The sequence below is a fragment of the Leclercia sp. GHBNCSD genome (assembly GCF_055805075.1).
The window spans coordinates 1,741,051-1,767,676 of the sequence record NZ_JBQVYO010000001.1 but is presented as its reverse complement, the minus strand read 5'-3'; the positions used below and the strand labels follow the sequence as shown (position 1 = coordinate 1,767,676).

Here is a 26,626-nt window from a genome sequence, read left to right as displayed (position 1 = left end):
GGGTAAGCGCAGCGCCACCCGGCAGTAGTTTTGTGAGCAATACAGACGTCGCGCCTCCAGGCGTACGTCATTAGAGAGAATCCGGGTTATGTTGCAGTTCATCCTCCGACGTCTGGGACTTGTTATCCCTACGTTTATCGGTATCACCCTTCTCACCTTCGCTTTCGTCCATATGATCCCCGGTGACCCGGTAATGATTATGGCGGGCGAGCGTGGCATTTCTCCTGAACGTCATGCACAGCTGTTGGCCGAACTGGGGCTGGATAAGCCGATGTGGCAGCAGTACCTCCACTATATCTGGGGTGTGATGCATGGTGATTTGGGCATTTCGCTGAAAAGCCGTCTTCCGGTGTGGGAAGAGTTCGTACCACGTTTTAAAGCGACGCTGGAGCTCGGTGTCTGCGCCATGATTTTTGCCGTCGCCGTTGGTATTCCGGTGGGCGTGCTGGCTGCGGTAAAACGTGGCTCCATCTTTGATCATACTGCCGTTGGCCTGGCGCTGACCGGCTACTCCATGCCTATCTTCTGGTGGGGCATGATGCTGATTATGCTGGTTTCGGTGCAGCTGAACCTGACGCCTGTCTCAGGACGCGTCAGCGATATGGTCTTCCTCGATGACACCAATCCGCTGACCGGCTTTATGCTGATCGACACGGCTATCTGGGGTGAAGAGGGCAACTTTATTGATGCGCTGGCACACATGATCCTGCCTGCGATGGTGCTCGGGACAATCCCGCTGGCGGTCATCGTGCGTATGACCCGTTCGTCGATGCTGGAAGTGCTGGGCGAGGACTACATCCGTACTGCCCGCGCCAAAGGGCTGACCCGTATGCGGGTGATCATCATTCATGCACTGCGCAACGCCATGCTGCCGGTGGTCACGGTTATCGGTCTGCAGGTGGGGACGCTGCTGGCAGGGGCGATTCTGACCGAAACCATCTTCTCCTGGCCGGGCCTGGGCCGCTGGTTGATTGACGCGCTGCAGCGCCGTGACTATCCGGTGGTTCAGGGCGGTGTGTTGCTGGTGGCGACGATGATTATCCTCGTCAACCTGCTGGTCGATTTGCTGTACGGCGTGGTGAACCCGCGTATTCGTCATAAGAAGTAAGGGGCCATCATGTCACAAGTTACTGTAAATAAAGCTGCACCGGTGCCAATGACGCCGATGCAGGAGTTCTGGCACTACTTCAAACGCAACAAAGGCGCGGTGGTAGGGCTGGTATACGTTTCCATCATGATCCTGATCGCCGTGTTTGCGAACGTGCTCGCGCCGCATAACCCGGCGGAGCAGTTCCGTGATGCGCTGCTTGCACCCCCGGTATGGCAGGACGGCGGCACCCTGACGCATCTGCTGGGTACCGATGACGTGGGCCGTGATGTGCTTTCCCGTCTGATGTACGGCGCACGTCTGTCGCTGCTGGTTGGCTGTCTGGTGGTGGTGCTGTCGCTGATCCTCGGCGTGGTGCTGGGCCTGATCGCTGGTTACTTTGGCGGCCTGATTGATAACACCATCATGCGTATCGTCGACATCATGCTGGCTCTGCCAAGCCTGCTGCTGGCGCTGGTGCTGGTGGCGATCTTCGGCCCGTCAATCGGCAACGCCGCGCTGGCCCTGACCTTTGTTGCCCTTCCTCACTACGTGCGATTAACCCGTGCGGCGGTGCTGGTGGAAGTGAACCGTGACTACGTTACCGCCTCTCGCGTGGCGGGCGCTGGCGCGATGCGTCAGATGTTCATCAACATTCTTCCAAACTGCCTTGCGCCGCTGATTGTTCAGGCGTCGCTCGGCTTCTCTAACGCCATTCTCGATATGGCCGCCCTTGGCTTCCTTGGCATGGGTGCGCAGCCGCCAACACCGGAGTGGGGCACCATGCTCTCCGACGTGTTGCAGTTCGCGCAAAGCGCCTGGTGGGTCGTGACCTTCCCGGGTCTGGCGATCCTGCTGACGGTGCTGGCATTTAACCTGATGGGTGATGGTCTGCGTGATGCACTTGATCCCAAACTGAAGCAGTAAGAGGCACGAGATGGCGTTATTAAATGTAGATAAATTATCGGTGCACTTCGGTGACGTAGGCTCCGAGTTTCGCGCCGTAGATCGGGTCAGCTACAGCGTAAATCAGGGTGAAGTGGTCGGCATTGTGGGCGAGTCCGGTTCCGGTAAATCGGTAAGCTCCCTGGCAATCATGGGACTGATTGATTTTCCAGGCCGCGTGATGGCGGAAAACCTGGAATTTAACGGGCAGGATCTGAAGCGCATTTCCGAAAAAGAGCGCCGCAACCTGGTCGGTGCCGAAGTGGCGATGATCTTCCAGGATCCGATGACCAGCCTTAACCCGTGCTACACCGTGGGCTTCCAGATTATGGAAGCCATTAAGGTGCACCAGGGCGGAAACAAGAAAACCCGCCGCCAGCGGGCAATCGATCTGTTGACCCAGGTGGGTATTCCGGACCCGGCCTCGCGTCTGGATGTCTATCCGCACCAGCTCTCCGGCGGGATGAGCCAGCGCGTGATGATCGCCATGGCGATTGCCTGTCGGCCAAAACTGCTGATTGCCGATGAACCGACAACCGCGCTGGACGTGACCATTCAGGCACAGATCATCGAGCTGTTGCTGGAGTTACAGCAGAAAGAGAACATGGCGCTGATCCTGATCACCCATGACCTGGCGTTAGTGGCCGAAGCGGCGCATAAAATCATCGTGATGTATGCCGGGCAGGTTGTGGAAACCGGCAGCTCGCACGATATCTTCCGCGCGCCGCGTCACCCCTATACCCAGGCGCTGCTGCGCGCACTGCCGGAGTTTGCCCAGGATAAGGCGCGCCTGGCGTCACTGCCGGGCGTGGTACCGGGTAAATATGACCGCCCGACCGGCTGTCTGCTGAACCCGCGCTGCCCGTATGCTACGGACAAATGTCGCGTTGACGAGCCGGCGCTGAACACCGTGGACGGCGGTCGCCAGTCTAAATGTCACTACCCACTTGATGACGCCGGGAGGCCGAACTATGAGTACGCATGAGGCCACCATGCAACAGCCCCTGTTGCAGGCTATCGATCTGAAAAAACACTACCCGGTGAAGAAGGGGCTGTTTGCCCCTGAGCGCCTGGTGAAAGCGCTGGACGGCGTCTCCTTTACCCTCGAGCGCGGCAAAACGCTGGCGGTAGTAGGCGAGTCTGGCTGCGGGAAATCCACACTGGGTCGCCTGCTGACCATGATTGAAACCCCGACCGGGGGCGAGCTGTACTATCAAGGGCAGGATCTGCTGAAGCACGATCCCGACGCGCAGAAGCTGCGTCGCCAGAAAATCCAGATTGTCTTCCAGAACCCCTATGGTTCGCTGAACCCGCGTAAAAAAGTGGGGCAGATTCTGGAGGAGCCGCTGCAGATCAACTCCACGCTGAGTAAAGAGCAGCGTCGCGAAAAGGCGCTGGCGATGATGGCGAAAGTGGGGCTTAAGACCGAGCACTACGATCGCTATCCACATATGTTCTCTGGCGGCCAGCGTCAGCGTATCGCTATTGCCCGTGGTCTGATGCTCGATCCGGATGTGGTGATCGCCGATGAACCGGTCTCCGCGCTGGACGTTTCCGTCCGTGCGCAGGTGCTGAACCTGATGATGGATTTGCAGCAGGATTTAGGCCTGTCGTATGTCTTCATCTCGCACGACCTCTCAGTGGTAGAGCATATCGCGGATGAAGTGATGGTGATGTATCTGGGCCGTTGCGTCGAGAAGGGAACCAAGGATCAGATCTTTAATAACCCGCGCCATCCATATACCCAGGCGTTGCTCTCTGCGACCCCGCGTCTGAACCCGGATGACCGCCGGGAGCGTATTAAGCTGACCGGTGAGCTGCCAAGCCCACTCAATCCGCCGCCGGGGTGTGCATTCAACGCCCGCTGCCGCCGTCGCTTTGGGCCATGTACCCAACTGCAACCGCAGTTGAAAGACTACGGCGGACAACTGGTGGCCTGCTTTGCGGTGGACCAGGACGAAAATGGCGAGAAGCCCCACGTATAAGTGAAAAAAAACCGGCGAATTCGCCGGTTTTTTTATTGGTTTGCGGGACGCTATTTCCGTAAACGGATTTGATCGACAGCGTGTTTTTCGCTCTTGGTGAGGATCAGGCTGGCCCGCTCGCGCGTTGGCAGAATGTTCTCTTTCAGGTTCACATAGTTGATCTCATTCCACAGTGCGGTCGCCACATTCACCGCCTCCTCTTTCGAGAGCTGGGCGTAGTTGTGGAAGTAGGAGTCAGGATCGGTGAATGCCCCTTCGCGGAACTTCAGGAAGCGGTTGATGTACCAGCTTTGCAGTAAATCTTCCGGGGCATCGACATAAATAGAGAAGTCGACAAAGTCGGAGACAAAGACATGATGCGGGTCATGAGGATAGTCCATCCCGCTTTGCAAAACGTTTAACCCTTCCAGAATCAGAATGTCCGGCTGGACCACGGTTTTGTCCCCGTCAGGGATACGGTCATAAATCAGGTGCGAATAGACCGGGGCCGTAACGTTCGGCACGCCGGATTTCAGATCCGACACGAATTTCACCAGACGGTGCATATCATAAGAGAGCGGGAAGCCTTTCTTCTTCATCAGACCGCGCTCCTTTAACACCTCGTTAGGGTGCAGGAAGCCGTCGGTGGTGATCAGCTCAACGCTGCGATGCTCTGGCCAGCGGCTCAGCAGCGCCTGCAGTACGCGCGCAGTGGTACTTTTACCCACGGCCACGCTGCCGGCAATACTGATGATATAAGGGATGCGCTGTCCGTTAGTCCCGAGGAACTGTTCCAGCACGGCCTGTCGACGAAGGTTGGAACTGATATAGAAATTCAGCAAACGTGACAGAGGCAAATAAATTTCAGCCACTTCTTCAAGCGACAGGTCTTCGTTTATCCCTTTTAACCGTGCGATTTCGCCTTCCGTTAAGGTCATCGGGACGGAGTCACGCAGAGCAGCCCACTGGCTGCGGCTAAACTGGAGATAAGGCGTCATTAACGTTTGCTCTTTTTTGCTCATAAGCATGCTTGAATGAGCCATCGCATCCCACAACAGAGGCTGGGTAGGGGGGAGTGGCACATCATTGATTAGTTAATTTTGGACAATGGGCAGGAGGTTAACACCAGATGAGCCGAATAATAAGAAAAAAAGTGGCCCCGTGTTGCGTTAAGCGGGAATCGTCACAGACCGGGTTTGAGCCTATTACGGGACAGCATATGGTGAATATTTGCGCGCGTCTGCCTGAAAATACAGCGTTATTCACTCTTCCAGCACAAAATGTGAGCGAAAGAACAATTTATGCAAATTTTTAGTTGCATGACTGCCCATGTCTCCATAGAATGCGCGCTACTTGATGCCGACTTAGCTCAGTAGGTAGAGCAACTGACTTGTAATCAGTAGGTCACCAGTTCGATTCCGGTAGTCGGCACCATCAAGTCCGGTGGGGTTCCCGAGCGGCCAAAGGGAGCAGACTGTAAATCTGCCGTCACAGACTTCGAAGGTTCGAATCCTTCCCCCACCACCACTTTCTGGCAGCGTTAACGCCGCCGGAGTTGGTTGAAAAAATTAACCAGCTCGAACTTAAAAAGAGAGAAATCTCTTTTTTTGTTACAGAAAGAACTGGGTAGCCGAGTTTCAGGATGCGGGCATCGTATAATGGCTATTACCTCAGCCTTCCAAGCTGATGATGCGGGTTCGATTCCCGCTGCCCGCTCCAATACGTGCTGATATGGCTCAGTTGGTAGAGCGCACCCTTGGTAAGGGTGAGGTCCCCAGTTCGACTCTGGGTATCAGCACCACTTCACTTCTCCCTCCCATTTCTCTCTGTTTCAATTTAAATGTATTCAACAGTTCAGGCATTTCGCCTGGTTGATGTGGTGATATCACCGATTTATCCGTGTCTTAGAGGGACAATCGATGTCTAAAGAAAAGTTTGAACGTACAAAACCGCACGTTAACGTCGGTACTATCGGCCACGTTGACCATGGTAAAACAACGCTGACCGCTGCAATCACTACCGTTCTGGCAAAAACCTACGGTGGTTCTGCTCGTGCATTCGACCAGATCGATAACGCACCAGAAGAAAAAGCTCGTGGTATCACCATCAACACTTCCCACGTTGAATACGACACCCCGACTCGTCACTACGCACACGTAGACTGCCCAGGCCACGCCGACTATGTTAAAAACATGATCACCGGTGCTGCGCAGATGGACGGCGCGATCCTGGTTGTTGCTGCGACTGACGGCCCAATGCCTCAGACCCGTGAGCACATCCTGCTGGGTCGTCAGGTAGGCGTTCCTTTCATCATCGTGTTCCTGAACAAATGCGACATGGTTGATGACGAAGAGCTGCTGGAACTGGTAGAGATGGAAGTTCGTGAACTGCTGTCTCAGTACGATTTCCCAGGCGACGATACCCCAATCGTTCGTGGTTCCGCGCTGAAAGCGCTGGAAGGCGAAGCTGAGTGGGAAGAGAAAATCATCGAACTGGCTGGCTACCTGGATTCTTACATCCCAGAACCAGAGCGCGCTATCGACAAGCCATTCCTGCTGCCAATCGAAGACGTATTCTCCATCTCCGGTCGTGGTACCGTTGTTACCGGTCGTGTAGAGCGCGGTATCATCAAAGTGGGTGAAGAAGTTGAAATCGTTGGTATCAAAGATACTGCGAAATCTACCTGTACTGGCGTTGAAATGTTCCGCAAACTGCTGGACGAAGGCCGTGCTGGTGAGAACGTTGGTGTTCTGCTGCGTGGTATCAAGCGTGAAGAAATCGAACGTGGTCAGGTTCTGGCGAAGCCAGGCTCAATCAAGCCACACACCAAGTTCGAATCTGAAGTGTACATCCTGTCCAAAGACGAAGGCGGCCGTCATACTCCGTTCTTCAAAGGCTACCGTCCACAGTTCTACTTCCGTACTACTGACGTGACCGGTACCATCGAACTGCCAGAAGGCGTTGAGATGGTAATGCCAGGCGACAACATCAAAATGGTTGTTACCCTGATCCACCCAATCGCAATGGACGATGGTCTGCGTTTCGCAATCCGCGAAGGCGGCCGTACCGTTGGCGCGGGCGTGGTTGCTAAAGTTCTCGGCTAATTGCTGATAACATTTGACGCAATGCGCATGAAAAGGGCATCATTTGATGCCCTTTTTGCACGCTTTCACATCAGAACCTGGCTCATCAGTGATTATTTTTGTCATAATCATTGCTGAGACAGGCTCTGCAGAGAGCGTATAATCCGAAAAGCGAATTAGCATTTCGATTTGGTTTGCCTCGCGCTCGCGGGGTGAAAATGTTTGTAGAATACTTCTGACAGGTTGGTTTATGAGTGCGAATACCGAAGCTCAAGGGAGCGGGCGCGGCCTGGAAGCGATGAAATGGGTAGTAGTAGCCGTATTGTTGATCGTAGCAATCGTGGGCAACTACCTTTATCGTGACATGATGCTGCCGCTACGCGCGCTGGCAGTGGTAATTCTGATTGCTGCAGCGGGTGGTGTCGCGCTGTTGACGACCAAAGGTAAAGCGACCGTCGCTTTTGCCCGCGAAGCGAGAACGGAAGTCCGTAAGGTCATTTGGCCGACTCGCCAGGAAACATTGCACACCACGCTGATTGTAGCTGCGGTTACCGCTGTAATGTCACTGATCCTGTGGGGACTGGATGGTATTCTGGTTCGCCTGGTATCCTTTATCACTGGCCTGAGGTTCTGAGATGTCTGAAGCCCCTAAAAAGCGCTGGTACGTCGTTCAGGCGTTTTCCGGTTTTGAAGGCCGCGTAGCAACGTCGCTGCGTGAGCATATCAAATTACACAACATGGAAGAGTTGTTTGGTGAAGTTATGGTTCCGACCGAAGAAGTGGTCGAGATCCGTGGCGGCCAGCGTCGCAAAAGCGAGCGCAAATTCTTCCCGGGTTACGTGCTTGTTCAGATGGTGATGAACGACGCAAGCTGGCACTTAGTGCGCAGCGTACCGCGCGTAATGGGCTTTATCGGCGGCACGTCTGACCGTCCGGCGCCAATCAGCGATAAAGAAGTTGATGCGATTATGAACCGCCTGCAGCAGGTGGGTGATAAGCCGCGTCCGAAAACGCTGTTTGAACCGGGTGAAATGGTACGTGTTAATGACGGTCCGTTTGCTGACTTTAACGGTGTGGTTGAAGAAGTGGACTACGAGAAGTCCCGCCTGAAAGTTTCTGTTTCTATCTTCGGTCGTGCGACCCCGGTAGAGCTGGACTTCGCCCAGGTAGAAAAAGCCTAAGCAGCGATCAAAAAAGCGACGATTTAAACGTTGCACAGGGCGCGAGATTGGAATACAATTTCGCGCCTTTTGTTTTTATGGATGCAATCCGTAAAACGAATTTTATCACGGGGAGCCTCCTTGAGGCGCTATAACCCAATCAGAGGATTTTAGAATGGCTAAGAAAGTACAAGCCTACGTCAAGCTGCAGGTTGCAGCTGGTATGGCGAACCCAAGTCCACCAGTTGGTCCAGCTCTGGGTCAGCAGGGTGTGAACATCATGGAATTCTGTAAAGCGTTCAACGCAAAAACCGAATCCCTGGAAAAAGGTCTGCCAATCCCAGTCGTAATCACTGTTTACGCTGACCGTTCTTTCACTTTCGTTACCAAGACCCCGCCGGCAGCAGTTCTGCTGAAAAAAGCGGCTGGTATCAAGTCTGGTTCCGGCAAGCCGAACAAAGACAAAGTAGGTAAAATTTCCCGCGCTCAGCTGCAGGAAATCGCGCAGACCAAAGCTGCCGACATGACTGGTTCCGACATTGAAGCGATGACTCGCTCCATCGAAGGTACTGCACGTTCCATGGGCCTGGTAGTGGAGGACTAAGAAATGGCTAAACTGACCAAGCGCATGTCCGTGATCCGTGACAAAGTTGATGCGACCAAACAGTACGAAATCAACGAAGCTATCGCTCTGCTGAAAGAACTGGCTACCGCTAAGTTCGTTGAAAGCGTTGACGTTGCTGTAAACCTCGGTATCGACGCTCGTAAATCTGATCAGAACGTACGTGGTGCAACTGTACTGCCACACGGTACTGGCCGTTCCGTTCGCGTAGCCGTATTTGCCCAGGGCGCAAACGCTGAAGCTGCTAAAGCTGCAGGCGCTGAGCTGGTAGGTATGGAAGATCTGGCTGACCAGATCAAGAAAGGCGAAATGAACTTTGACGTTGTTATCGCATCTCCAGATGCAATGCGCGTTGTTGGCCAGCTGGGCCAGGTTCTGGGTCCACGCGGCCTGATGCCAAACCCGAAAGTGGGTACTGTAACTCCTAACGTTGCTGAAGCGGTTAAGAACGCTAAAGCAGGTCAGGTTCGTTATCGTAACGACAAAAACGGCATCATCCACACCACCATCGGTAAAGTGGACTTCGACGCTGACAAACTGAAAGAAAACCTGGAAGCTCTGCTGGTTGCGCTGAAAAAAGCAAAACCAACTCAGGCGAAAGGCGTGTATATCAAGAAAGTTAGCATCTCCACCACCATGGGTGCAGGTGTTGCAGTTGACCAGGCTGGCCTGAGCGCTGCTGCAAACTAATACCTTTACGTGGGCGGCGAATTTGTCTACAATCTTCGCCCACGTTTGCTAACTCAGGTTAGCGGGTAACCGAATTGTTCGTTGGAGCCTGGCCTATCCAGGCCTCCGTCGAAGACCGCAGGTGTCTCGCAAGAGGCTTAATCCCCTGCGTAGACGGTGACAGAACGCTAAGATTATTTTTTGATACTCTGGCTTGTTTCTGCTCACCGTATTTAGACGCTCTTCCCGTTGGGAAGAGTGAAGTGAGTTCCAGGGCATGAGCCCTGGCAAACATCCAGGAGCAAAGCTAATGGCTTTAAATCTTCAAGACAAACAAGCGATTGTTGCTGAAGTCAGCGAAGTAGCCAAAGGCGCGCTGTCTGCAGTAGTTGCGGATTCCCGTGGCGTTACTGTAGATAAAATGACTGAACTGCGTAAAGCAGGTCGTGAAGCTGGCGTTTACATGCGTGTTGTTCGTAACACCCTGCTGCGCCGCGTAGTTGAAGGTACTCCTTTCGAGTGCCTGAAAGACACGTTTGTTGGTCCAACCTTGATTGCATACTCTATGGAACACCCGGGCGCTGCTGCTCGTCTGTTCAAAGAGTTCGCGAAAGCGAATGCAAAATTCGAGGTTAAAGCTGCAGCCTTTGAAGGTGAGTTGATCCCGGCATCGCAAATCGATCGCCTGGCAACCCTGCCGACCTACGAAGAAGCAATTGCACGCCTGATGGCAACCATGAAAGAAGCTTCGGCTGGCAAACTGGTTCGCACTCTGGCTGCTGTTCGCGATGCGAAAGAAGCTGCTTAATTGCAGTCCTCTTTATCAAGTATTCGCTTACGTATAAACTTATTCTGATTTTCAGGAACAATTTAAATGTCTATCACTAAAGATCAAATCATTGAAGCAGTATCCGCTATGTCCGTAATGGACGTTGTAGAACTGATCTCTGCAATGGAAGAAAAATTCGGTGTTTCCGCTGCTGCTGCTGTAGCTGTAGCTGCTGGCCCGGTTGAAGCTGCTGAAGAAAAAACTGAATTCGACGTAGTTCTGAAAGCTGCTGGCGCGAACAAAGTTGCTGTAATCAAAGCAGTACGTGCTGCAACTGGCCTGGGTCTGAAAGAAGCTAAAGACCTGGTAGAATCTGCTCCAGCTGCGCTGAAAGAAGGCGTGAGCAAAGACGACGCAGAAGCACTGAAAAAATCTCTGGAAGAAGCTGGCGCTGAAGTTGAAGTTAAATAAGCCAACCCTTCCGGTTGCAGCCTGAGAAATTAGGCTGATGGCTGGTGACTTTTTGGTCACCAGCCTTTTTGCGCTGTAAGGCGCCAGTAGCGTTTCACACTGTTTGACTGCTGGTTGTCCTGACAATGCTTGTTTCTATCGACGACTTAATATACTGCGACAGGGTGCTCGCTCTGGGTAAATCGCAATGAAATGGTTTAAGCGTGATAGCAACAGGCATTGCGGAAAGTGTTCGATTTTCCGATCAACAAAATGGTGTTGCACAAACTGTCCGCCAATGGACAGATGGGTCGACTTGTCAGCGAGCTGAGGAACCCTATGGTTTACTCCTATACCGAGAAAAAACGTATTCGTAAGGATTTTGGTAAACGTCCACAAGTTCTGGACATTCCATATCTCCTTTCTATCCAGCTTGACTCGTTCCAGAAGTTTATCGAGCAAGATCCTGAAGGGCAGTACGGCCTGGAAGCAGCCTTCCGTTCCGTATTCCCGATTAAGAGCTACAGCGGTAACTCCGAGCTGCAATACGTCAGCTACCGCCTTGGCGAACCGGTATTTGACGTTCAGGAATGTCAAATCCGTGGCGTGACCTACTCGGCACCGCTGCGCGTTAAACTGCGTCTGGTGATCTACGAGCGCGAAGCGCCGGAAGGCACCGTTAAAGACATCAAAGAACAAGAAGTCTACATGGGCGAAATTCCGCTCATGACCGACAACGGTACTTTCGTTATCAACGGTACTGAGCGTGTTATCGTTTCCCAGCTGCACCGTAGCCCGGGCGTCTTCTTCGACAGCGATAAAGGTAAAACGCACTCTTCCGGTAAAGTACTGTATAACGCGCGTATCATTCCTTACCGTGGTTCCTGGCTGGACTTCGAGTTCGATCCGAAAGACAACCTGTTTGTCCGTATCGACCGTCGTCGTAAACTGCCTGCGACCATCATTCTGCGTGCGCTGAACTACACCACTGAGCAGATTCTTGATCTGTTCTTTGAGAAAGTTGTCTTTGAAATTCGCGACAACAAGCTGCAAATGGAACTGGTGCCAGAGCGTCTGCGTGGTGATACCGCGTCGTTCGACATCGAAGCCAACGGCAAAGTGTATGTGGAAAAAGGCCGCCGTATTACTGCGCGCCACATCCGTCAGCTGGAAAAAGATGAAATCAAACACATCGAAGTTCCGGTTGAGTACATTGCTGGCAAAGTTGCAGCAAAAGACTACGTTGATGCATCTACTGGCGAGCTGATCTGCCCAGCGAACATGGAGCTGAGCCTGGATCTGCTGGCTAAGCTGAGCCAGTCTGGCCACAAGCGTATCGAAACGCTGTTCACCAACGATCTGGACCACGGTCCGTACATGTCCGAAACCGTACGTGTCGACCCAACCACCGATCGTCTGAGCGCGCTGGTAGAAATCTACCGCATGATGCGCCCTGGTGAGCCACCAACTCGCGAAGCGGCTGAAAGCCTGTTCGAGAACCTGTTCTTCTCCGAAGACCGCTACGATCTCTCCGCGGTTGGTCGTATGAAGTTCAACCGTTCTCTGCTGCGTGACACGATCGAAGGTTCCGGTATCCTGAGCAAAGAAGACATCATCGAAGTGATGAAGAAGCTCATCGATATCCGTAACGGTAAAGGCGAAGTGGACGATATCGACCACCTCGGCAACCGTCGTATCCGTTCCGTAGGCGAAATGGCGGAAAACCAGTTCCGCGTTGGCCTGGTACGTGTAGAGCGTGCGGTGAAAGAGCGTCTGTCTCTGGGCGATCTGGATACCCTGATGCCTCAGGATATGATCAACGCCAAGCCGATCTCCGCAGCAGTGAAAGAGTTCTTTGGTTCCAGCCAGCTGTCTCAGTTTATGGACCAGAACAACCCGCTGTCTGAGATCACGCACAAGCGTCGTATCTCTGCACTCGGCCCAGGCGGTCTGACCCGTGAGCGCGCAGGCTTCGAAGTTCGAGACGTACACCCGACCCACTACGGTCGCGTATGTCCAATCGAAACGCCTGAAGGTCCAAACATCGGTCTGATCAACTCCCTGTCCGTGTACGCACAGACGAACGAATACGGCTTCCTCGAGACCCCGTACCGTAAAGTGACTGACGGTGTTGTAACCGACGAAATTCACTACCTGTCTGCTATCGAAGAAGGTAACTACGTTATCGCCCAGGCGAACACCAACCTGGACGAAGAAGGTCGCTTTGTTGATGACCTCGTTACCTGCCGTAGCAAAGGTGAATCCAGCTTGTTCAGCAACGACCAGGTTGACTACATGGACGTTTCCACCCAGCAGGTGGTTTCCGTCGGTGCGTCCCTGATCCCGTTCCTGGAACACGATGACGCCAACCGTGCATTGATGGGTGCGAACATGCAACGTCAGGCGGTTCCGACTCTGCGCGCTGATAAGCCGCTGGTTGGTACCGGTATGGAACGTGCTGTTGCCGTTGACTCCGGTGTAACTGCAGTTGCTAAACGTGGCGGTACCGTTCAGTACGTGGATGCATCCCGTATCGTTATCAAAGTTAACGAAGACGAGATGTACCCAGGCGAAGCGGGTATCGACATCTACAACCTGACCAAATACACCCGTTCTAACCAGAACACCTGTATCAACCAGATGCCTTGCGTATCTCTGGGTGAGCCAGTTGAGCGCGGCGACGTGCTGGCAGACGGTCCGTCCACCGACCTCGGTGAACTGGCGCTCGGTCAGAACATGCGCGTAGCGTTCATGCCGTGGAACGGTTACAACTTCGAAGACTCCATCCTCGTCTCCGAGCGTGTGGTTCAGGAAGATCGTTTCACCACTATTCACATCCAGGAACTGGCCTGTGTCTCCCGTGACACCAAGCTGGGGCCAGAAGAGATCACCGCTGACATCCCTAACGTGGGTGAAGCTGCGCTCTCCAAACTGGATGAATCCGGTATCGTTTACATCGGTGCGGAAGTGACCGGCGGCGACATTCTGGTTGGTAAGGTAACGCCGAAAGGTGAAACCCAGCTGACGCCAGAAGAGAAACTGCTGCGCGCGATCTTCGGTGAGAAAGCGTCTGACGTTAAAGACTCTTCTCTGCGCGTACCGAACGGTGTTTCCGGTACGGTTATCGACGTACAGGTCTTTACTCGCGATGGCGTAGAAAAAGACAAACGTGCGCTGGAAATCGAAGAGATGCAGCTGAAGCAGGCTAAGAAAGACCTGTCTGAAGAGCTGCAGATCCTTGAAGCTGGCCTGTTTGGTCGTATCTACGCGGTGCTGGTTTCCGGTGGTGTTGAAGCTGAGAAGCTCGACAAGCTGCCGCGTGACCGCTGGCTGGAACTGGGCCTGGCCGACGAAGAGAAACAAAATCAGCTGGAACAGCTGGCTGAGCAGTATGACGAACTGAAACACGAGTTCGAGAAGAAACTCGAAGCGAAACGCCGCAAAATCACTCAGGGCGACGATCTGGCACCGGGCGTGCTGAAGATTGTTAAGGTTTATCTGGCCGTTAAACGTCAGATCCAGCCTGGTGATAAGATGGCGGGTCGTCACGGTAACAAGGGTGTTATCTCTAAGATCAACCCGATCGAAGATATGCCTTACGATGAAAACGGCACGCCGGTAGACATCGTACTGAACCCACTGGGCGTACCGTCTCGTATGAACATCGGTCAGATCCTTGAAACCCACCTGGGTATGGCTGCGAAAGGTATCGGCGACAAGATTAACGCCATGCTGAAACAGCAGCAGGAAGTCGCGAAACTGCGCGAATTCATCCAGCGTGCGTACGATCTGGGTACCGACGTTTGCCAGAAAGTCGACCTGAACACCTTCAGCGATGAAGAAGTGATGCGTCTGGCTGAAAACCTGCGTAAGGGTATGCCAATCGCAACGCCTGTCTTCGATGGTGCGAAAGAGTCTGAAATCAAGGAACTGTTACAGCTGGGTGGCCTGCCAAGTTCTGGCCAGATCACTCTGTTCGACGGTCGTACCGGTGAGCAGTTCGAGCGCCAGGTAACCGTTGGCTACATGTACATGCTGAAACTGAACCACCTGGTTGATGACAAGATGCACGCGCGTTCTACCGGTTCTTACAGCCTGGTTACTCAGCAGCCGCTGGGTGGTAAGGCGCAGTTCGGTGGTCAGCGCTTCGGGGAGATGGAAGTGTGGGCGCTTGAAGCATATGGCGCAGCATACACCCTGCAGGAAATGCTCACCGTTAAGTCTGATGACGTGAACGGTCGTACCAAGATGTATAAAAACATCGTGGACGGCAACCATCAGATGGAGCCGGGCATGCCAGAGTCCTTCAACGTACTGTTGAAAGAAATTCGTTCGCTGGGTATCAACATCGAACTGGAAGACGAGTAACTCTCGCTCAAACAGGTCACTGGTGTCGGGGTAACTCCCGACACCAGATTGTGCTAACTCCGACGGGAGCAAATCCGTGAAAGACTTATTAAAGTTTCTGAAAGCGCAAACTAAAACCGAAGAGTTTGATGCGATCAAAATTGCTCTGGCCTCGCCAGACATGATCCGTTCATGGTCTTTCGGTGAAGTTAAAAAGCCGGAAACCATCAACTACCGTACGTTCAAACCTGAGCGTGACGGCCTTTTCTGTGCGCGTATTTTCGGGCCAGTAAAAGATTACGAGTGCCTGTGCGGTAAGTACAAGCGCCTGAAACACCGTGGTGTGATCTGTGAGAAGTGCGGCGTTGAAGTGACCCAGACTAAAGTGCGTCGTGAGCGCATGGGCCACATCGAGCTGGCGTCTCCGACTGCCCACATCTGGTTCCTGAAATCTCTGCCGTCCCGTATCGGCCTGCTGCTCGATATGCCACTGCGCGATATCGAACGTGTTCTTTACTTCGAATCCTATGTGGTTATCGAAGGCGGCATGACCAATCTGGAACGTAACCAGATCCTGACCGAAGAGCAGTATCTGGACGCGCTGGAAGAGTTCGGTGACGAATTCGACGCGAAGATGGGTGCGGAAGCGATCCAGGCCCTGCTGAAGAGCATGGATCTGGAGCAAGAGTGCGAGCAGCTGCGTGAAGAGCTGAACGAAACCAACTCCGAAACCAAGCGTAAAAAGCTGACCAAGCGTATCAAACTGCTGGAAGCGTTCGTTCAGTCTGGTAACAAACCAGAGTGGATGATCCTGACCGTTCTGCCGGTTCTGCCGCCAGATCTGCGTCCGCTGGTTCCGCTGGATGGTGGTCGTTTCGCGACGTCTGACCTGAACGATCTCTATCGTCGCGTCATTAACCGTAACAACCGTCTGAAACGTCTGCTGGATCTGGCTGCGCCAGATATCATCGTACGCAACGAAAAACGTATGCTGCAGGAAGCGGTAGATGCCCTGCTGGATAACGGTCGTCGCGGTCGTGCGATCACCGGTTCTAACAAACGTCCTCTGAAATCTTTGGCCGACATGATCAAAGGTAAGCAGGGTCGTTTCCGTCAGAACCTGCTCGGTAAGCGTGTTGACTACTCCGGTCGTTCTGTAATCACCGTAGGTCCATACCTGCGTCTGCATCAGTGCGGTCTGCCGAAGAAAATGGCGCTGGAGCTGTTCAAACCGTTCATCTACGGCAAGCTGGAACTGCGTGGCCTCGCCACCACCATCAAAGCCGCTAAGAAAATGGTTGAGCGTGAAGAAGCTGTCGTTTGGGATATCCTGGACGAAGTGATCCGCGAACACCCGGTACTGCTGAACCGTGCACCAACCCTGCACCGTCTGGGTATCCAGGCATTTGAGCCAGTACTGATCGAAGGTAAAGCTATCCAGCTGCACCCGCTGGTTTGTGCGGCCTATAACGCCGACTTCGATGGTGACCAGATGGCTGTTCACGTACCGCTGACGCTGGAAGCCCAGCTCGAAGCGCGTGCGCTGATGATGTCTACTAACAACATCCTGTCTCCAGCGAACGGTGAACCTATCATCGTTCCTTCTCAGGACGTTGTACTGGGTCTGTACTACATGACCCGTGACTGTGTTAACGCCAAAGGCGAAGGCATGGTGCTGACTGGCCCGAAAGAAGCTGAGCGTATTTATCGCGCTGGCCTGGCCTCTCTGCATGCGCGCGTTAAAGTGCGTATCACCGAATATGAAAAAGATGAAAACGGCGAATTCGTTGCGAAAACCAGCCTGAAAGACACGACCATTGGCCGTGCCATTCTGTGGATGATCGTACCGAAAGGTCTGCCTTTCTCCATCGTCAACCAGGCGCTGGGTAAGAAAGCGATCTCCAAAATGCTGAACACCTGTTACCGCATTCTGGGTCTGAAGCCGACCGTTATCTTCGCTGACCAGACAATGTACACCGGCTTTGCTTATGCAGCGCGTTCAGGTGCATCTGTTGGTATTGATGACATGGTCATCCCAGAGAAGAAACACGAGATCATCTCTGAAGCGGAAGCTGAAGTTGCTGAGATCCAGGAGCAGTTCCAGTCTGGTCTGGTAACCGCAGGCGAACGCTATAACAAAGTTATCGATATCTGGGCAGCGGCGAACGATCGTGTATCCAAAGCGATGATGGACAACCTGCAGACTGAAACGGTAATCAACCGTGAAGGTAAAGAAGAGCAGCAGGTCTCCTTCAACAGCATCTACATGATGGCCGACTCCGGTGCGCGTGGTTCTGCAGCACAGATTCGTCAGCTGGCAGGTATGCGTGGTCTGATGGCGAAGCCAGATGGCTCCATCATCGAAACGCCAATCACCGCGAACTTCCGTGAAGGTCTGAACGTACTCCAGTACTTCATCTCCACGCACGGTGCGCGTAAAGGTCTGGCGGATACCGCACTGAAAACAGCTAACTCCGGTTATCTGACGCGTCGTCTGGTAGACGTTGCGCAGGACCTGGTTGTTACCGAAGACGATTGTGGCACCCTCGAAGGTATCACCATGACCCCGGTTATCGAGGGTGGTGATGTTAAAGAGCCGCTGCGCGATCGCGTACTGGGTCGTGTGACCGCGGAAGACGTTCTGAAGCCGGGCACTGCAGACATTCTGGTTCCACGTAACACCCTGCTGAACGAGCAGTGGTGTGATCTGCTGGAAGTGAACTCTGTTGACTCCGTGAAAGTACGTTCCGTTGTATCCTGTGACACCGACTTTGGTGTATGTGCGCACTGCTATGGTCGTGACCTGGCGCGTGGCCACATCATCAACAAAGGTGAAGCAATCGGTGTTATCGCGGCACAGTCCATCGGTGAACCGGGTACACAGCTGACGATGCGTACGTTCCACATCGGTGGTGCGGCATCTCGTGCGGCTGCTGAATCCAGCATCCAGGTGAAAAACAAAGGTAGCATCAAGCTCAGCAACGCGAAGTCGGTTGTGAACTCCAGCGGTAAACTGGTTATCACGTCCCGTAACACCGAGCTGAAACTGATCGACGAATTCGGTCGTACCAAAGAGAGCTATAAAGTGCCTTACGGTGCGGTAATGGCGAAAGGCGACGGCGAGCAGGTTGCAGGCGGCGAAACCGTAGCAAACTGGGATCCGCACACCATGCCGGTTATCACCGAAGTGGCGGGCTTCATTCGCTTTACCGATATGATCGACGGCCAGACGATTACTCGTCAGACCGACGAACTGACCGGTCTCTCTTCCCTGGTGGTTCTGGACTCTGCAGAACGTACCGCGGGTGGTAAAGATCTGCGTCCAGCACTGAAAATCGTTGATGCTAACGGCAACGACGTTCTGATCCCAGGCACCGATATGCCGGCTCAGTACTTCCTGCCAGGTAAAGCGATTGTCCAGCTGGAAGACGGTATTCAGATCGGCGCGGGTGATGCTCTGGCGCGTATTCCTCAGGAATCCAGCGGTACCAAAGATATCACCGGTGGTCTGCCGCGCGTTGCGGACCTGTTCGAAGCACGTCGTCCGAAAGAGCCGGCAATCCTGGCTGAAATCAGCGGTATTATTTCCTTCGGTAAAGAGACCAAAGGGAAGCGCCGTCTGGTGATCACGCCGCTGGATGGCAGCGATCCGTACGAAGAGATGATTCCAAAATGGCGTCAGCTCAACGTGTTTGAAGGTGAACGTGTAGAACGTGGTGACGTGGTTTCCGACGGTCCGGAAGCACCGCACGACATTCTGCGTCTTCGTGGCGTACACGCGGTAACGCGTTACATCACCAACGAAGTACAGGACGTTTACCGTCTGCAAGGCGTTAAGATCAACGATAAGCACATCGAAGTTATCGTTCGTCAGATGCTGCGTAAAGCCACCATCGTGAATGCCGGTAGCTCCGACTTCCTCGAAGGTGAGCAGGTTGAATACTCTCGCGTTAAGATTGCTAACCGCGATCTGGAAGCGAACGGCAAACTCAGTGCGACCTACGCACGCGATCTGCTGGGTATCACCAAAGCGTCCCTGGCAACCGAGTCCTTCATCTCCGCGGCATCGTTCCAGGAGACCACTCGTGTGCTTACCGAAGCAGCCGTTGCGGGCAAACGCGACGAACTGCGCGGTCTGAAAGAGAACGTTATCGTGGGTCGTCTGATCCCGGCGGGTACCGGTTATGCCTACCACCAGGATCGTATGCGCCGTCGCGCAGCGGGCGAAATCCCTGCTGCACCGCAGGTAACTGCTGAAGATGCCTCTGCCAGCCTGGCAGAGCTGCTGAACGCAGGCCTGGGCGGTTCTGACAACGAGTAATCGTTAAGTCAGCCCATTAAAAAACCCGCTTCGGCGGGTTTTTTTTTTCTGATGTACGGCAGTCTGGTGCGGTTGTTGCCGGGTGGCGCTACGCTTACCCGGCCTACGGTTCGGTGTTAGTTCACCAGCGGCAAACGGCGATACAGCTCGATCATATCCCCGGCCAGATCCTGAATTACCATCGCGTTCATCAGGTGATCCTGCGAGTGAACGGTGATCAGATTTACCGGCAGCTTGCCGGTGCCTTCATCAAGACCAATCAATTTAGTCTGGATGGAATGCGCCTGTTTGACGAACTCCCGTGACTCTTCCATCGCTTTTTCAGCCTCGGCAAAATCACCTTTTCGCGCCATCTGCAGCGCGGTTAATGCTGAGCTACGGGCTGCACCGGCATTCACCAGCAGTTCCATAATAATCGTTTCTAAATCTTCCATGGCTCACTCCAGCAGTTTAAGGGCTTTTTCCAGTACGGCATCACCTTTCATCATGCCGTAATCCATCATGTCGATAACCGCGACCTTCTTACCCAGCGGTTCCGCCTGGGCCTGAAGATTATTCAGTTCATATTTGACCTGCGGGCCAAGCAACACAATGTCGGCTGCGGCGATTTCATCTTTAAACTCAGCAACCGGTACGGCTTTAATAGTTACGTCGACCCCTTTTTTCTGTGCGGCGTCTTTCATGCGTTGAACCAGCATGCTGGTGGACATTCCCGCTGCACAGCATAAAACGATGTTCTTCATAGTCAGCCCCAATGTACATGTGTTTATTGATAATTATCCCGCACTGTCCGTTACGACAACCGCATTACCGCGATTGTGTGTGAAGCATCACAAAGAAACCTGCATTTTCTGAAACCGGTTACAACTGTTACAGAATGGGGAAGGCAGGGCGAAACGAGGAAGAAGCTTTCCGCCCTGGTCAGCATCCTCTGCTGACGAAACAAGCGTAAAAATCCGGGCGCGTTACAGCAACGGCCCGTTGATGAGGTTACGTGACGCCTCGTAATAACTTCACCGGATTACCGTTTTTTTCAGCCTGATTGCGAGGCGCGTCCCAGCCAGCTGTCCCAGTCTTTCCAGACCGGCTGCAATCCCTGCAGACTGAGCGCCTCGGCGACAGCCTCCGGGCGACGGTTGTCGTGCGGCGCAAACTGCTCCAGCTCGGGATGATCATCGGCATAGCCGCCGGGCTGGGTTTTTGAAAAGGCGCTGACGTTATTAATCGCCAGAGGAATGACGCGATCGCGAAACGCGGGGGATTCCCGGGTGGAGAGCGACAGCTCCACCTCCGGTGCCAGCAGACGAAACGCGCAGATAGTCTGCACCAGCTGGCGTTCATCCATGATCGACGCGGGCTGGATCCCGCCGGCGCAGGGGCGCAGCCGGGGAAAAGAGATTGAATACCGGCTCTGCCAGTAGTGCTGCTGCAGCCACAGCAGATGTTCCGCCACCATAAAGTTATCGACGCGCCAGCTGTCGGAAAGCCCGGTTAGCGCCCCGAGGCCGATCTTGTCGATCCCGGCGCGTCCCAGCCGATCCGGGGTCTCCAGCCGCCAGAAGAAATCCTGCTTTTTACCTTTCAGATGGTGCTGGGCGTATACCGTTTCATGGTAGGTCTCCTGATAGACCAGTACGCCGTCCAGCCCCAGCGTTTTCAGTTCGCCATATTCTGCTTCTGACAGCGGTTGTACTTCCATCTGCAACGAGGCGAACTGGCGGCGAATCGCCGGGATATGGCGGCGAAAATAGTCCATTCCGACCTTGGTCTGGTGCTCACCGGTGACCAGCAGCAGGTGCTCAAACCCCATCTCGCGGATCGCAGCGCACTCCCGGGCAATTTCGTTTTCATCCAGCGTTTTGCGCTTGATGTGGTTGCTCATGGAGAAGCCGCAGTAGGTGCAGTCGTTCGCGCAGAGGTTGGAGAGATAGAGCGGAACATAAAAGCTCACCGTGTTACCAAAGCGCTGGCGGGTCAGCCGCTGGGCTCGCTGCGCCATCGGCTCCAGATAGCCACTGGCGGCGGGGGAGAGCAGGGCCATCATATCTTCGCGGGTAAGCTGGCGGGCGTTTAACGCGCGCTCCACATCCGCAGGAGTTTTACTGTTGATGCGCAGGCGAATATCGTCCCAGTCGAGCTGGCGCCAGCGATCGGTAAAGGTTTTCATGATAACGCCTCCAGAAAGCCGGTTAACGGGCTGGTGGCATGGGCTTCAACGCTCCGGGCGCCGGGGCCAGACTGCCGTGCCAGCACGCCAGCCTCCACCGCCAGACGAAACGCCCGCGCCATCATCACCGGATCGTCCGCGACCGCAATGGCAGTGTTGACCAGTACGGCGTCGGCACCCATCTCCAGCGCCTGCGCGGCGTGGCTGGGTACGCCGATCCCGGCATCGACGATCACCGGCACGGTCGCCTGCTGAATAATGATCTCCAGCATCGCGCGGGTTTCCAGCCCCTGATTGGAGCCTATCGGTGCCCCGAGCGGCATCACTGCCGCACAGCCTGCCTCTTCGAGCCGTTTGCACAGCACCGGATCGGCGCCGCAGTAGGGCAGCACGGTGAACCCCTCTTTCACCAGCATCTCTGCCGCCTTTAGCGTCTCGATGGGATCGGGCAGCAGCCAGCGAGCGTCGGGATGAATCTCCAGTTTGAGCCAGTGCGTTCCCAGCGCCTCGCGCGCCAGTCGGGCCGCGAATAGCGCCTCTTCCGCGGTTTTGGCGCCGGAGGTATTGGGCAGCAGGCTGACGCCCGCCTCCAGCAGCGGCGCCAGAATGGCGTCGTTGTGATTACGCAGATCGACCCGCTTCATGGCCAGCGTCACCAGCTGGCTGCCGCTCTCCCGGATCGCGTCCACCATCAACTGCGGCGAGGCGAATTTTCCCGTGCCGGTAAACAGATGTGAATCAAAGGTTTTATCAGCAATACGTAACATCTCAGCCTCCGGCAATCACCTGAAAGAGCAGGATCTGATCGCCTTCGCGCACCTGCTGTTTTTCCCACTGCTCGCGCGGCAGGATCTGTTGATTCAGGGCCAGCGCGACCCCGGGTTTTAACTGGCATAGCTGGGAGAGCAGGGTGGCGACGGTCAATCCCTCCACGCACTGCATCGGTTCGTCATTAAACAGGATCCGCATGCCGCCCTCCACACACCTGGCATCCGCTGGCGTGCTGCAAAGCCAGCTGCCGCCAGCTTCCCGCCCGGGCGTCGAACAGGCGTAGCGTATTGCGCGTGGCCTCGATGCCGCTGAGCAGCTTGATCGCCTCCAGCGCCTGCAGGGTGCCCATCACGCCAACCACCGGCCCGACAATACCCGCGGTGCGGCAGTTACGCTGCGGCTCTTCATCATCCGGCCACAGGCAGCGGTAGCAGCCCTGGGTCCAGGGGGGCGTGAGCACCATCATCTGTCCGCCAAAGCCCACGGCGCTGGCGGTGATAAGTGGCGTATTGAGCATCACACAGGCGGCATTGATCGCCTGACGGGTAGCCATGTTATCGGTGCAGTCCAGCACCACGTCGGCGCGAGCAATCTCCTCCTGCAGCGCGCTGCCTGCCAGGCGGGTCTGCAGGGCGATCAGCCGGATGTCGGGATTAAGCTGCTGCAGGCGACGCTCTGTCACCTGCGCTTTTGGCTGGGCGATATCGTCGGTGGTAAAGAGGATCTGGCGCTGCAAATTACTCAGATGCACCTCATCATTGTCGGCCAGCACCAGGGTGCCGATCCCGGCGCCGGCCAGGTAGAGCGCCGCCGGGGCGCCTAACCCGCCCAGGCCGACCACCAGCACCCGGCTGGCGAGCAGCTTTTGCTGCCCGTCGATGGCGATATCTTCCAGCAGGATCTGGCGGCTGTAGCGCATAAAGTCACGGTCATTCATCGCCCGCCCCCGCCAGTTGCAATAGCTGTGTTGTCGCCGCCTGCCAGTCGTCGGCCTGAGTAATGGCGCTCACCACCGCGATGCTCCCTACACCGGTCGCCAGAACCGCGGGCGCGCGTTCGAGACTGATACCGCCGATGGCGACGGTGGGGTAATCCCCGAGCCGGTCGATATGGCGGGCCAGCTGTTCCAGCCCCTGCGGGGCCGATGGCATCTGCTTGGTTTGGGTCGGGAAAACGTGCCCCAGCGCGATGTAGGAGGGACGCGCCGCCAGCGCCACGTCGATCTCCATATCGTCGTGGGTCGACACGCCGAGACGCAACCCGGCAGCCCGAATGGCCTCAAGCTCGGTGGTCTCCAGATCCTCCTGGCCCAGATGGACACCGTAAGCCTGGTGCTTGATCGCCAGGCGCCAGTAGTCATTGATAAATAGGCGGGCGTCGTAGCGACGCCCCAGAGCAATGGCCGTGATGACGTCGGTTTCTACCTCATCGTCCTGTTTATCTTTAATGCGCAGCTGGATCGTCTTTACGCCCGCAGCGAGCAGGCGTTCGATCCACGCCACGCTGTCGACCACCGGATAGAGCCCCAGATGAAAGGGCACCGGCGGAAAGTTGGGTTGATACATTACGCCTCCTCTTTTTTGAGGTAGATTTCGCCGCCCCGGGCGCGGAAGGTTTCCGACATATCGGCCATGCCCACTTCGATGGTCTGCGCGGCGGCGTAGTCACGTACCTCCTGGCTGATTTTCATCGAGCAGAATTTTGGCCCGCACATGGAGCAGAAGTGCGCCACTTTGCCGGACTCCTGCGGCAGGGTTTCGTCGTGGTAGGCGCGGGCGGTGAACGGGTCGAGGGCGAGGTTGAACTGATCTTCCCAGCGGAACTCGAAGCGCGCTTTTGACATGGCGTTATCGCGGATCTGCGCCCCCGGATGGCCCTTCGCCAGATCGGCAGCGTGGGCGGCAATTTTGTAGGTGATCAGCCCCTGCTTTACATCCTCTTTGTTTGGCAGGCCGAGGTGCTCTTTCGGCGTGACGTAGCAGAGCATGGCGCAGCCGAACCAGCCGATCATCGCCGCGCCAATCCCCGAGGTGAAGTGGTCATAACCCGGTGCGATATCGGTGGTCAACGGCCCCAGGGTATAGAACGGCGCTTCGTGGCAGTGCTCCAGCTCTTCGGTCATGTTGCGGCGGATCATCTGCATCGGCACGTGGCCCGGGCCTTCGATCATCACCTGCACGTCATACTCCCAGGCGATTTTGGTCAGCTCGCCCAGGGTGTGCAGCTCGGCAAACTGCGCCTCGTCGTTGGCATCGCGAATGGAGCCCGGACGCAGGCCATCGCCCAGCGACAGCGACACGTCGTACGCGGCGCAGATCTCGCAGATTTCGCGGAAGTGTTCATAGAGGAAGTTTTCCCGATGGTGGGAGAGGCACCATTTCGCCATGATTGAACCGCCGCGGGAGACGATACCGGTCAGGCGCTTAGCCGTCATCGGCACGTAGCGCAGCAGCACGCCGGCGTGGATGGTGAAGTAGTCGACGCCTTGCTCGGCCTGCTCCAGCAGGGTATCCCGGAAGGCCTCCCAGGTGAGATCTTCGGCGATGCCGTTCACTTTCTCCAGCGCCTGGTAGATGGGCACCGTACCAATGGGCACCGGGCTGTTACGCAGGATCCACTCGCGGGTTTCGTGAATATAGCGCCCGGTAGAGAGGTCCATCACCGTGTCCGCGCCCCAGCGGGTCGACCAGACCAGTTTCTCCACCTCCTCTTCGATAGACGAGGTGACCGCTGAGTTACCGATGTTGGCATTCACTTTCACCAGGAAGTTACGGCCGATAATCATCGGCTCCGACTCCGGATGGTTAATGTTGGCCGGGATAATGGCGCGCCCGGCAGCGACTTCGTCACGGACAAACTCCGGGGTGATGTTCTCCGGCAGGCGGGCACCAAACCCTTCGCCCGGATGCTGGTGGCGCAGCACGTCGGTACGGATGCGCTCGCGGCCCATGTTTTCGCGAATGGCGATAAACTCCATCTCCGGGGTTACGATCCCCTGACGGGCGTAGTGCAGCTGGGTGACGCATTTGCCCGCTCTGGCACGTTTCGGCGTAAGAAGGCCGGTGAAGCGCAGCTCGTCCAGACCATCATCGGCCAGGCGCTCCCGGGTGTAAGCTGAGCTTTGTTCGGTTAGCGCTTCGCAATCGTTACGTGCGTCAATCCAGGGTTGGCGCAGTTTCGCCAGCCCCTGCTGCACGTTGATGGTTATCGCCGGATCGCCGTACGGGCCGGACGTGTCGTAGACCGGCACTGCTTCGTTCTCTTCAAACTGGGGAGCCTCTTTGCTGCCGCCGACGAGCGTCGGACTGAGCTGGATCTCGCGCATGGGCACGCGAATATCCTCCCGGGAGCCGGTCAGATAGATGCGTTTTGAGTTAGGGAAAGCGGTGCCTTCCAGGGTGTCGATAAAGTGTTGGGCTTGTGCGCGCTGTTCGCGGCGGGTCAATTTTGTGGCAGACATAGCTCGTTCCAGAAAGTGAGGAAGTGGCTTGTCAGACGACGGATGAAGCAAGAGAGGATCGCCCGGCGGCGATACATGAACAGATTGACTCTTGTTCCCTTCGCAGGTTTTAACCTGATCAGGTTCCGCGGATCCCGAATTAACGGTCTCAGCCCGGCTTTCGCACTGGGCACTCCGACAAGAATGTGCTCCCCTACAGCGGGAGCAGTAAATGTAAATTACGCGTTAACGATAAATAACTCAAGCCGGTCGGGCGACGTTATCTTCGTTACTCGCTTTCAAATTGTGATCCAGCGCAAGGGCGATCAGGTTGTCTTCCAGCGTAAACCGCTGCTCCAGCGCCTCGCCGATATCAGAGAGGGCCTGCTGAAATTCCAGATAATTATCCTGATCGATGGCATTCTCGAGCGTGGAGTCGTAATAATCCATGATTTGCTGGGTATTGGCTTCCAGCAGAGGATAGAGTTTGGTGGCCGCTAAAAACGGGCTGTTACCTTCCATTTCACCGATAATACGCTCATAAATATTGAAATGGCCGTTAGAAAGGTAATCGACCAGGCTCTGACAGAAATCGTCCAGCGCTTTTTCGTTCAGGCGCATATAGGACTCTTTGCCCGGTTTAATGCCAACAAGGTTGTAGTAGGCAACAAGCAGATGTTTCCGCACGTGCAGCCAGCGATCGACCAGGTTGTTACATCCGCCAACGCGTTCTGTCAGGTTTTCTAGCTGGTTTAGCATGTTTGACTCCGCAAGGTTAAGATTAAATTCTGCCCGCCCAAAATGTAATAGTATTGTTACCAACATGCCTGTG

Annotated in this window: 23 protein-coding genes, 4 tRNA genes and 1 riboswitch; of the genes, 17 read left to right on the top strand and 10 right to left on the bottom strand. The window is 55.1% G+C overall.

Going from position 1 to position 26,626, the window contains the following annotated elements:
* The first annotated feature begins 88 nt into the window (after positions 1 to 88).
* Genes dppB through dppF form a run of 4 tightly spaced genes read left to right on the top strand, consistent with a single transcriptional unit; the run spans position 89 to position 4,017 of the window.
* Positions 89 to 1,108 (top strand): dipeptide ABC transporter permease DppB, encoded by a 1,020-nt coding sequence (gene dppB / locus ACT3IC_RS08590; protein WP_103177793.1) that lies wholly within the window; start codon positions 89 to 91, stop codon positions 1,106 to 1,108.
* Positions 1,109 to 1,117: 9 nt separating this feature from the next.
* Positions 1,118 to 2,014, top strand: coding sequence for a dipeptide ABC transporter permease DppC (dppC, locus tag ACT3IC_RS08585; protein WP_103177794.1), 897 nt, complete (start codon positions 1,118 to 1,120; stop codon positions 2,012 to 2,014).
* 10 nt (positions 2,015 to 2,024) lie between these two features.
* Positions 2,025 to 3,017 carry a dipeptide ABC transporter ATP-binding protein gene (gene dppD / locus ACT3IC_RS08580; protein WP_103824372.1) on the top strand — a complete coding sequence of 331 codons (993 nt, stop codon included), beginning with the start codon at positions 2,025 to 2,027 and terminating at the stop codon, positions 3,015 to 3,017.
* A complete protein-coding gene (gene dppF / locus ACT3IC_RS08575; protein WP_159340389.1) occupies positions 3,004 to 4,017 on the top strand; it encodes a dipeptide ABC transporter ATP-binding subunit DppF in 1,014 nt (337 codons plus the stop codon). Before dppD ends, dppF begins: the two co-directional genes overlap by 14 nt.
* Positions 4,018 to 4,067: 50 nt before the next feature.
* On the opposite strand, the gene coaA is transcribed toward dppF, so the two are convergent.
* Positions 4,068 to 5,018: a type I pantothenate kinase gene (coaA, locus tag ACT3IC_RS08570; protein WP_103177797.1), complete on the bottom strand. Its 951-nt coding sequence runs from the start codon at positions 5,016 to 5,018 to the stop codon at positions 4,068 to 4,070.
* Between the two features lie 336 nt (positions 5,019 to 5,354).
* Here coaA and ACT3IC_RS08565 point away from each other — a divergent pair.
* The 13 genes from ACT3IC_RS08565 to rpoC all read left to right on the top strand — a co-directional run bounded on the left by ACT3IC_RS08565 (position 5,355) and on the right by rpoC (position 19,417).
* Positions 5,355 to 5,430: transfer RNA gene (locus tag ACT3IC_RS08565), tRNA-Thr, on the top strand.
* Positions 5,431 to 5,438: 8 nt separating this feature from the next.
* Positions 5,439 to 5,523, top strand: a tRNA-Tyr gene (locus ACT3IC_RS08560).
* Positions 5,524 to 5,640: 117 nt separating this feature from the next.
* A tRNA-Gly gene (locus ACT3IC_RS08555) sits at positions 5,641 to 5,715 on the top strand.
* A 6-nt stretch (positions 5,716 to 5,721) separates the two neighbouring features.
* A tRNA-Thr gene (locus ACT3IC_RS08550) sits at positions 5,722 to 5,797 on the top strand.
* Positions 5,798 to 5,915: 118 nt separating this feature from the next.
* Complete coding sequence (gene tuf, locus ACT3IC_RS08545) at positions 5,916 to 7,100, top strand: elongation factor Tu (protein ID WP_059307073.1); 1,185 nt, start codon at positions 5,916 to 5,918, stop codon at positions 7,098 to 7,100.
* A 229-nt stretch (positions 7,101 to 7,329) separates the two neighbouring features.
* Entirely contained in the window at positions 7,330 to 7,713 is a 384-nt protein-coding gene (gene secE / locus ACT3IC_RS08540; protein ID WP_003862342.1) for a preprotein translocase subunit SecE, read from the top strand.
* 1 nt (position 7,714) lies between these two features.
* The gene (gene nusG, locus ACT3IC_RS08535; RefSeq protein ID WP_003862341.1) at positions 7,715 to 8,260 is read left to right on the top strand and encodes a transcription termination/antitermination protein NusG; all 546 of its coding nucleotides are present in this window, start codon (positions 7,715 to 7,717) and stop codon (positions 8,258 to 8,260) included.
* 154 nt (positions 8,261 to 8,414) lie between these two features.
* Positions 8,415 to 8,843, top strand: a complete 429-nt coding sequence (gene rplK, locus ACT3IC_RS08530; RefSeq protein WP_004097640.1) for a 50S ribosomal protein L11 — start codon at positions 8,415 to 8,417, stop codon at positions 8,841 to 8,843.
* 3 nt (positions 8,844 to 8,846) lie between these two features.
* Entirely contained in the window at positions 8,847 to 9,551 is a 705-nt protein-coding gene (rplA, locus tag ACT3IC_RS08525) for a 50S ribosomal protein L1 (RefSeq protein ID WP_103177798.1), read from the top strand.
* Between the two features lie 289 nt (positions 9,552 to 9,840).
* Positions 9,841 to 10,338, top strand: a complete 498-nt coding sequence (gene rplJ, locus ACT3IC_RS08520; protein ID WP_004097644.1) for a 50S ribosomal protein L10 — start codon at positions 9,841 to 9,843, stop codon at positions 10,336 to 10,338.
* Between the two features lie 66 nt (positions 10,339 to 10,404).
* Complete coding sequence (rplL, locus tag ACT3IC_RS08515) at positions 10,405 to 10,770, top strand: 50S ribosomal protein L7/L12 (RefSeq protein WP_103177800.1); 366 nt, start codon at positions 10,405 to 10,407, stop codon at positions 10,768 to 10,770.
* Positions 10,771 to 11,088: 318 nt separating this feature from the next.
* Positions 11,089 to 15,117 carry a DNA-directed RNA polymerase subunit beta gene (rpoB, locus tag ACT3IC_RS08510; RefSeq protein WP_103177801.1) on the top strand — a complete coding sequence of 1,343 codons (4,029 nt, stop codon included), beginning with the start codon at positions 11,089 to 11,091 and terminating at the stop codon, positions 15,115 to 15,117.
* Positions 15,118 to 15,193: 76 nt separating this feature from the next.
* Positions 15,194 to 19,417, top strand: a complete 4,224-nt coding sequence (gene rpoC / locus ACT3IC_RS08505) for a DNA-directed RNA polymerase subunit beta' (protein WP_103177802.1) — start codon at positions 15,194 to 15,196, stop codon at positions 19,415 to 19,417.
* A gap of 116 nt (positions 19,418 to 19,533) precedes the next feature.
* Here the strand turns inward: rpoC and ACT3IC_RS08500 are convergent, their stop codons facing one another.
* From ACT3IC_RS08500 to rsd, 9 genes are all read right to left on the bottom strand, one after another.
* The gene (locus ACT3IC_RS08500) at positions 19,534 to 19,851 is read right to left on the bottom strand and encodes a PTS lactose/cellobiose transporter subunit IIA (protein ID WP_039028884.1); all 318 of its coding nucleotides are present in this window, start codon (positions 19,849 to 19,851) and stop codon (positions 19,534 to 19,536) included.
* A 3-nt stretch (positions 19,852 to 19,854) separates the two neighbouring features.
* Positions 19,855 to 20,160: a PTS sugar transporter subunit IIB gene (locus ACT3IC_RS08495; RefSeq protein ID WP_103177803.1), complete on the bottom strand. Its 306-nt coding sequence runs from the start codon at positions 20,158 to 20,160 to the stop codon at positions 19,855 to 19,857.
* A 290-nt stretch (positions 20,161 to 20,450) separates the two neighbouring features.
* Positions 20,451 to 21,584 (bottom strand): 2-iminoacetate synthase ThiH, encoded by a 1,134-nt coding sequence (thiH, locus tag ACT3IC_RS08490; RefSeq protein WP_103177804.1) that lies wholly within the window; start codon positions 21,582 to 21,584, stop codon positions 20,451 to 20,453.
* A complete protein-coding gene (thiG, locus tag ACT3IC_RS08485) occupies positions 21,581 to 22,351 on the bottom strand; it encodes a thiazole synthase (protein ID WP_159340493.1) in 771 nt (256 codons plus the stop codon). Before thiG ends, thiH begins: the two co-directional genes overlap by 4 nt.
* Before the next feature lies 1 nt (position 22,352).
* The gene (gene thiS / locus ACT3IC_RS08480; RefSeq protein ID WP_103177806.1) at positions 22,353 to 22,553 is read right to left on the bottom strand and encodes a sulfur carrier protein ThiS; all 201 of its coding nucleotides are present in this window, start codon (positions 22,551 to 22,553) and stop codon (positions 22,353 to 22,355) included.
* Positions 22,537 to 23,292 carry a HesA/MoeB/ThiF family protein gene (locus ACT3IC_RS08475; RefSeq protein WP_103177807.1) on the bottom strand — a complete coding sequence of 252 codons (756 nt, stop codon included), beginning with the start codon at positions 23,290 to 23,292 and terminating at the stop codon, positions 22,537 to 22,539. The genes thiS and ACT3IC_RS08475 overlap by 17 nt, the downstream gene beginning before the upstream one ends.
* A complete protein-coding gene (gene thiE / locus ACT3IC_RS08470) occupies positions 23,285 to 23,920 on the bottom strand; it encodes a thiamine phosphate synthase (protein WP_159340492.1) in 636 nt (211 codons plus the stop codon). The genes ACT3IC_RS08475 and thiE overlap by 8 nt, the downstream gene beginning before the upstream one ends.
* On the bottom strand, positions 23,920 to 25,815 hold the full coding sequence (thiC, locus tag ACT3IC_RS08465; RefSeq protein ID WP_103177809.1) for a phosphomethylpyrimidine synthase ThiC: 1,896 nt from the start codon (positions 25,813 to 25,815) through the stop codon (positions 23,920 to 23,922). Before thiC ends, thiE begins: the two co-directional genes overlap by 1 nt.
* A 78-nt stretch (positions 25,816 to 25,893) precedes the next feature.
* A riboswitch (TPP riboswitch) is annotated at positions 25,894 to 26,002 on the bottom strand.
* 53 nt (positions 26,003 to 26,055) lie between these two features.
* Positions 26,056 to 26,553 (bottom strand): sigma D regulator, encoded by a 498-nt coding sequence (rsd, locus tag ACT3IC_RS08460; protein WP_103825473.1) that lies wholly within the window; start codon positions 26,551 to 26,553, stop codon positions 26,056 to 26,058.
* Between the last annotated feature and the right edge of the window lie 73 nt (positions 26,554 to 26,626).

Bases quoted from the DNA above. Each gene is read 5' to 3' on its own strand.
- rplJ (WP_004097644.1), top strand. From the start codon at position 9,841: ATGGCTTTAAATCTTCAAGACAAACAAGCGATTGTTGCTGAAGTCAGC.
- coaA (WP_103177797.1), bottom strand. From the start codon at position 5,018: ATGAGCAAAAAAGAGCAAACGTTAATGACGCCTTATCTCCAGTTTAGC.
- thiS (WP_103177806.1), bottom strand. From the start codon at position 22,553: ATGCGGATCCTGTTTAATGACGAACCGATGCAGTGCGTGGAGGGATTG.
- thiC (WP_103177809.1), bottom strand. From the start codon at position 25,815: ATGTCTGCCACAAAATTGACCCGCCGCGAACAGCGCGCACAAGCCCAA.
- rplK (WP_004097640.1), top strand. From the start codon at position 8,415: ATGGCTAAGAAAGTACAAGCCTACGTCAAGCTGCAGGTTGCAGCTGGT.
- dppF (WP_159340389.1), top strand. From the start codon at position 3,004: ATGAGTACGCATGAGGCCACCATGCAACAGCCCCTGTTGCAGGCTATC.
- rplL (WP_103177800.1), top strand. From the start codon at position 10,405: ATGTCTATCACTAAAGATCAAATCATTGAAGCAGTATCCGCTATGTCC.
- dppD (WP_103824372.1), top strand. From the start codon at position 2,025: ATGGCGTTATTAAATGTAGATAAATTATCGGTGCACTTCGGTGACGTA.
- rplA (WP_103177798.1), top strand. From the start codon at position 8,847: ATGGCTAAACTGACCAAGCGCATGTCCGTGATCCGTGACAAAGTTGAT.
- rpoB (WP_103177801.1), top strand. From the start codon at position 11,089: ATGGTTTACTCCTATACCGAGAAAAAACGTATTCGTAAGGATTTTGGT.
- dppB (WP_103177793.1), top strand. From the start codon at position 89: ATGTTGCAGTTCATCCTCCGACGTCTGGGACTTGTTATCCCTACGTTT.
- ACT3IC_RS08475 (WP_103177807.1), bottom strand. From the start codon at position 23,292: ATGAATGACCGTGACTTTATGCGCTACAGCCGCCAGATCCTGCTGGAA.
- ACT3IC_RS08495 (WP_103177803.1), bottom strand. From the start codon at position 20,160: ATGAAGAACATCGTTTTATGCTGTGCAGCGGGAATGTCCACCAGCATG.
- thiH (WP_103177804.1), bottom strand. From the start codon at position 21,584: ATGAAAACCTTTACCGATCGCTGGCGCCAGCTCGACTGGGACGATATT.
- rsd (WP_103825473.1), bottom strand. From the start codon at position 26,553: ATGCTAAACCAGCTAGAAAACCTGACAGAACGCGTTGGCGGATGTAAC.
- tuf (WP_059307073.1), top strand. From the start codon at position 5,916: ATGTCTAAAGAAAAGTTTGAACGTACAAAACCGCACGTTAACGTCGGT.
- nusG (WP_003862341.1), top strand. From the start codon at position 7,715: ATGTCTGAAGCCCCTAAAAAGCGCTGGTACGTCGTTCAGGCGTTTTCC.
- secE (WP_003862342.1), top strand. From the start codon at position 7,330: ATGAGTGCGAATACCGAAGCTCAAGGGAGCGGGCGCGGCCTGGAAGCG.
- ACT3IC_RS08500 (WP_039028884.1), bottom strand. From the start codon at position 19,851: ATGGAAGATTTAGAAACGATTATTATGGAACTGCTGGTGAATGCCGGT.
- thiE (WP_159340492.1), bottom strand. From the start codon at position 23,920: ATGTATCAACCCAACTTTCCGCCGGTGCCCTTTCATCTGGGGCTCTAT.
- dppC (WP_103177794.1), top strand. From the start codon at position 1,118: ATGTCACAAGTTACTGTAAATAAAGCTGCACCGGTGCCAATGACGCCG.
- thiG (WP_159340493.1), bottom strand. From the start codon at position 22,351: ATGTTACGTATTGCTGATAAAACCTTTGATTCACATCTGTTTACCGGC.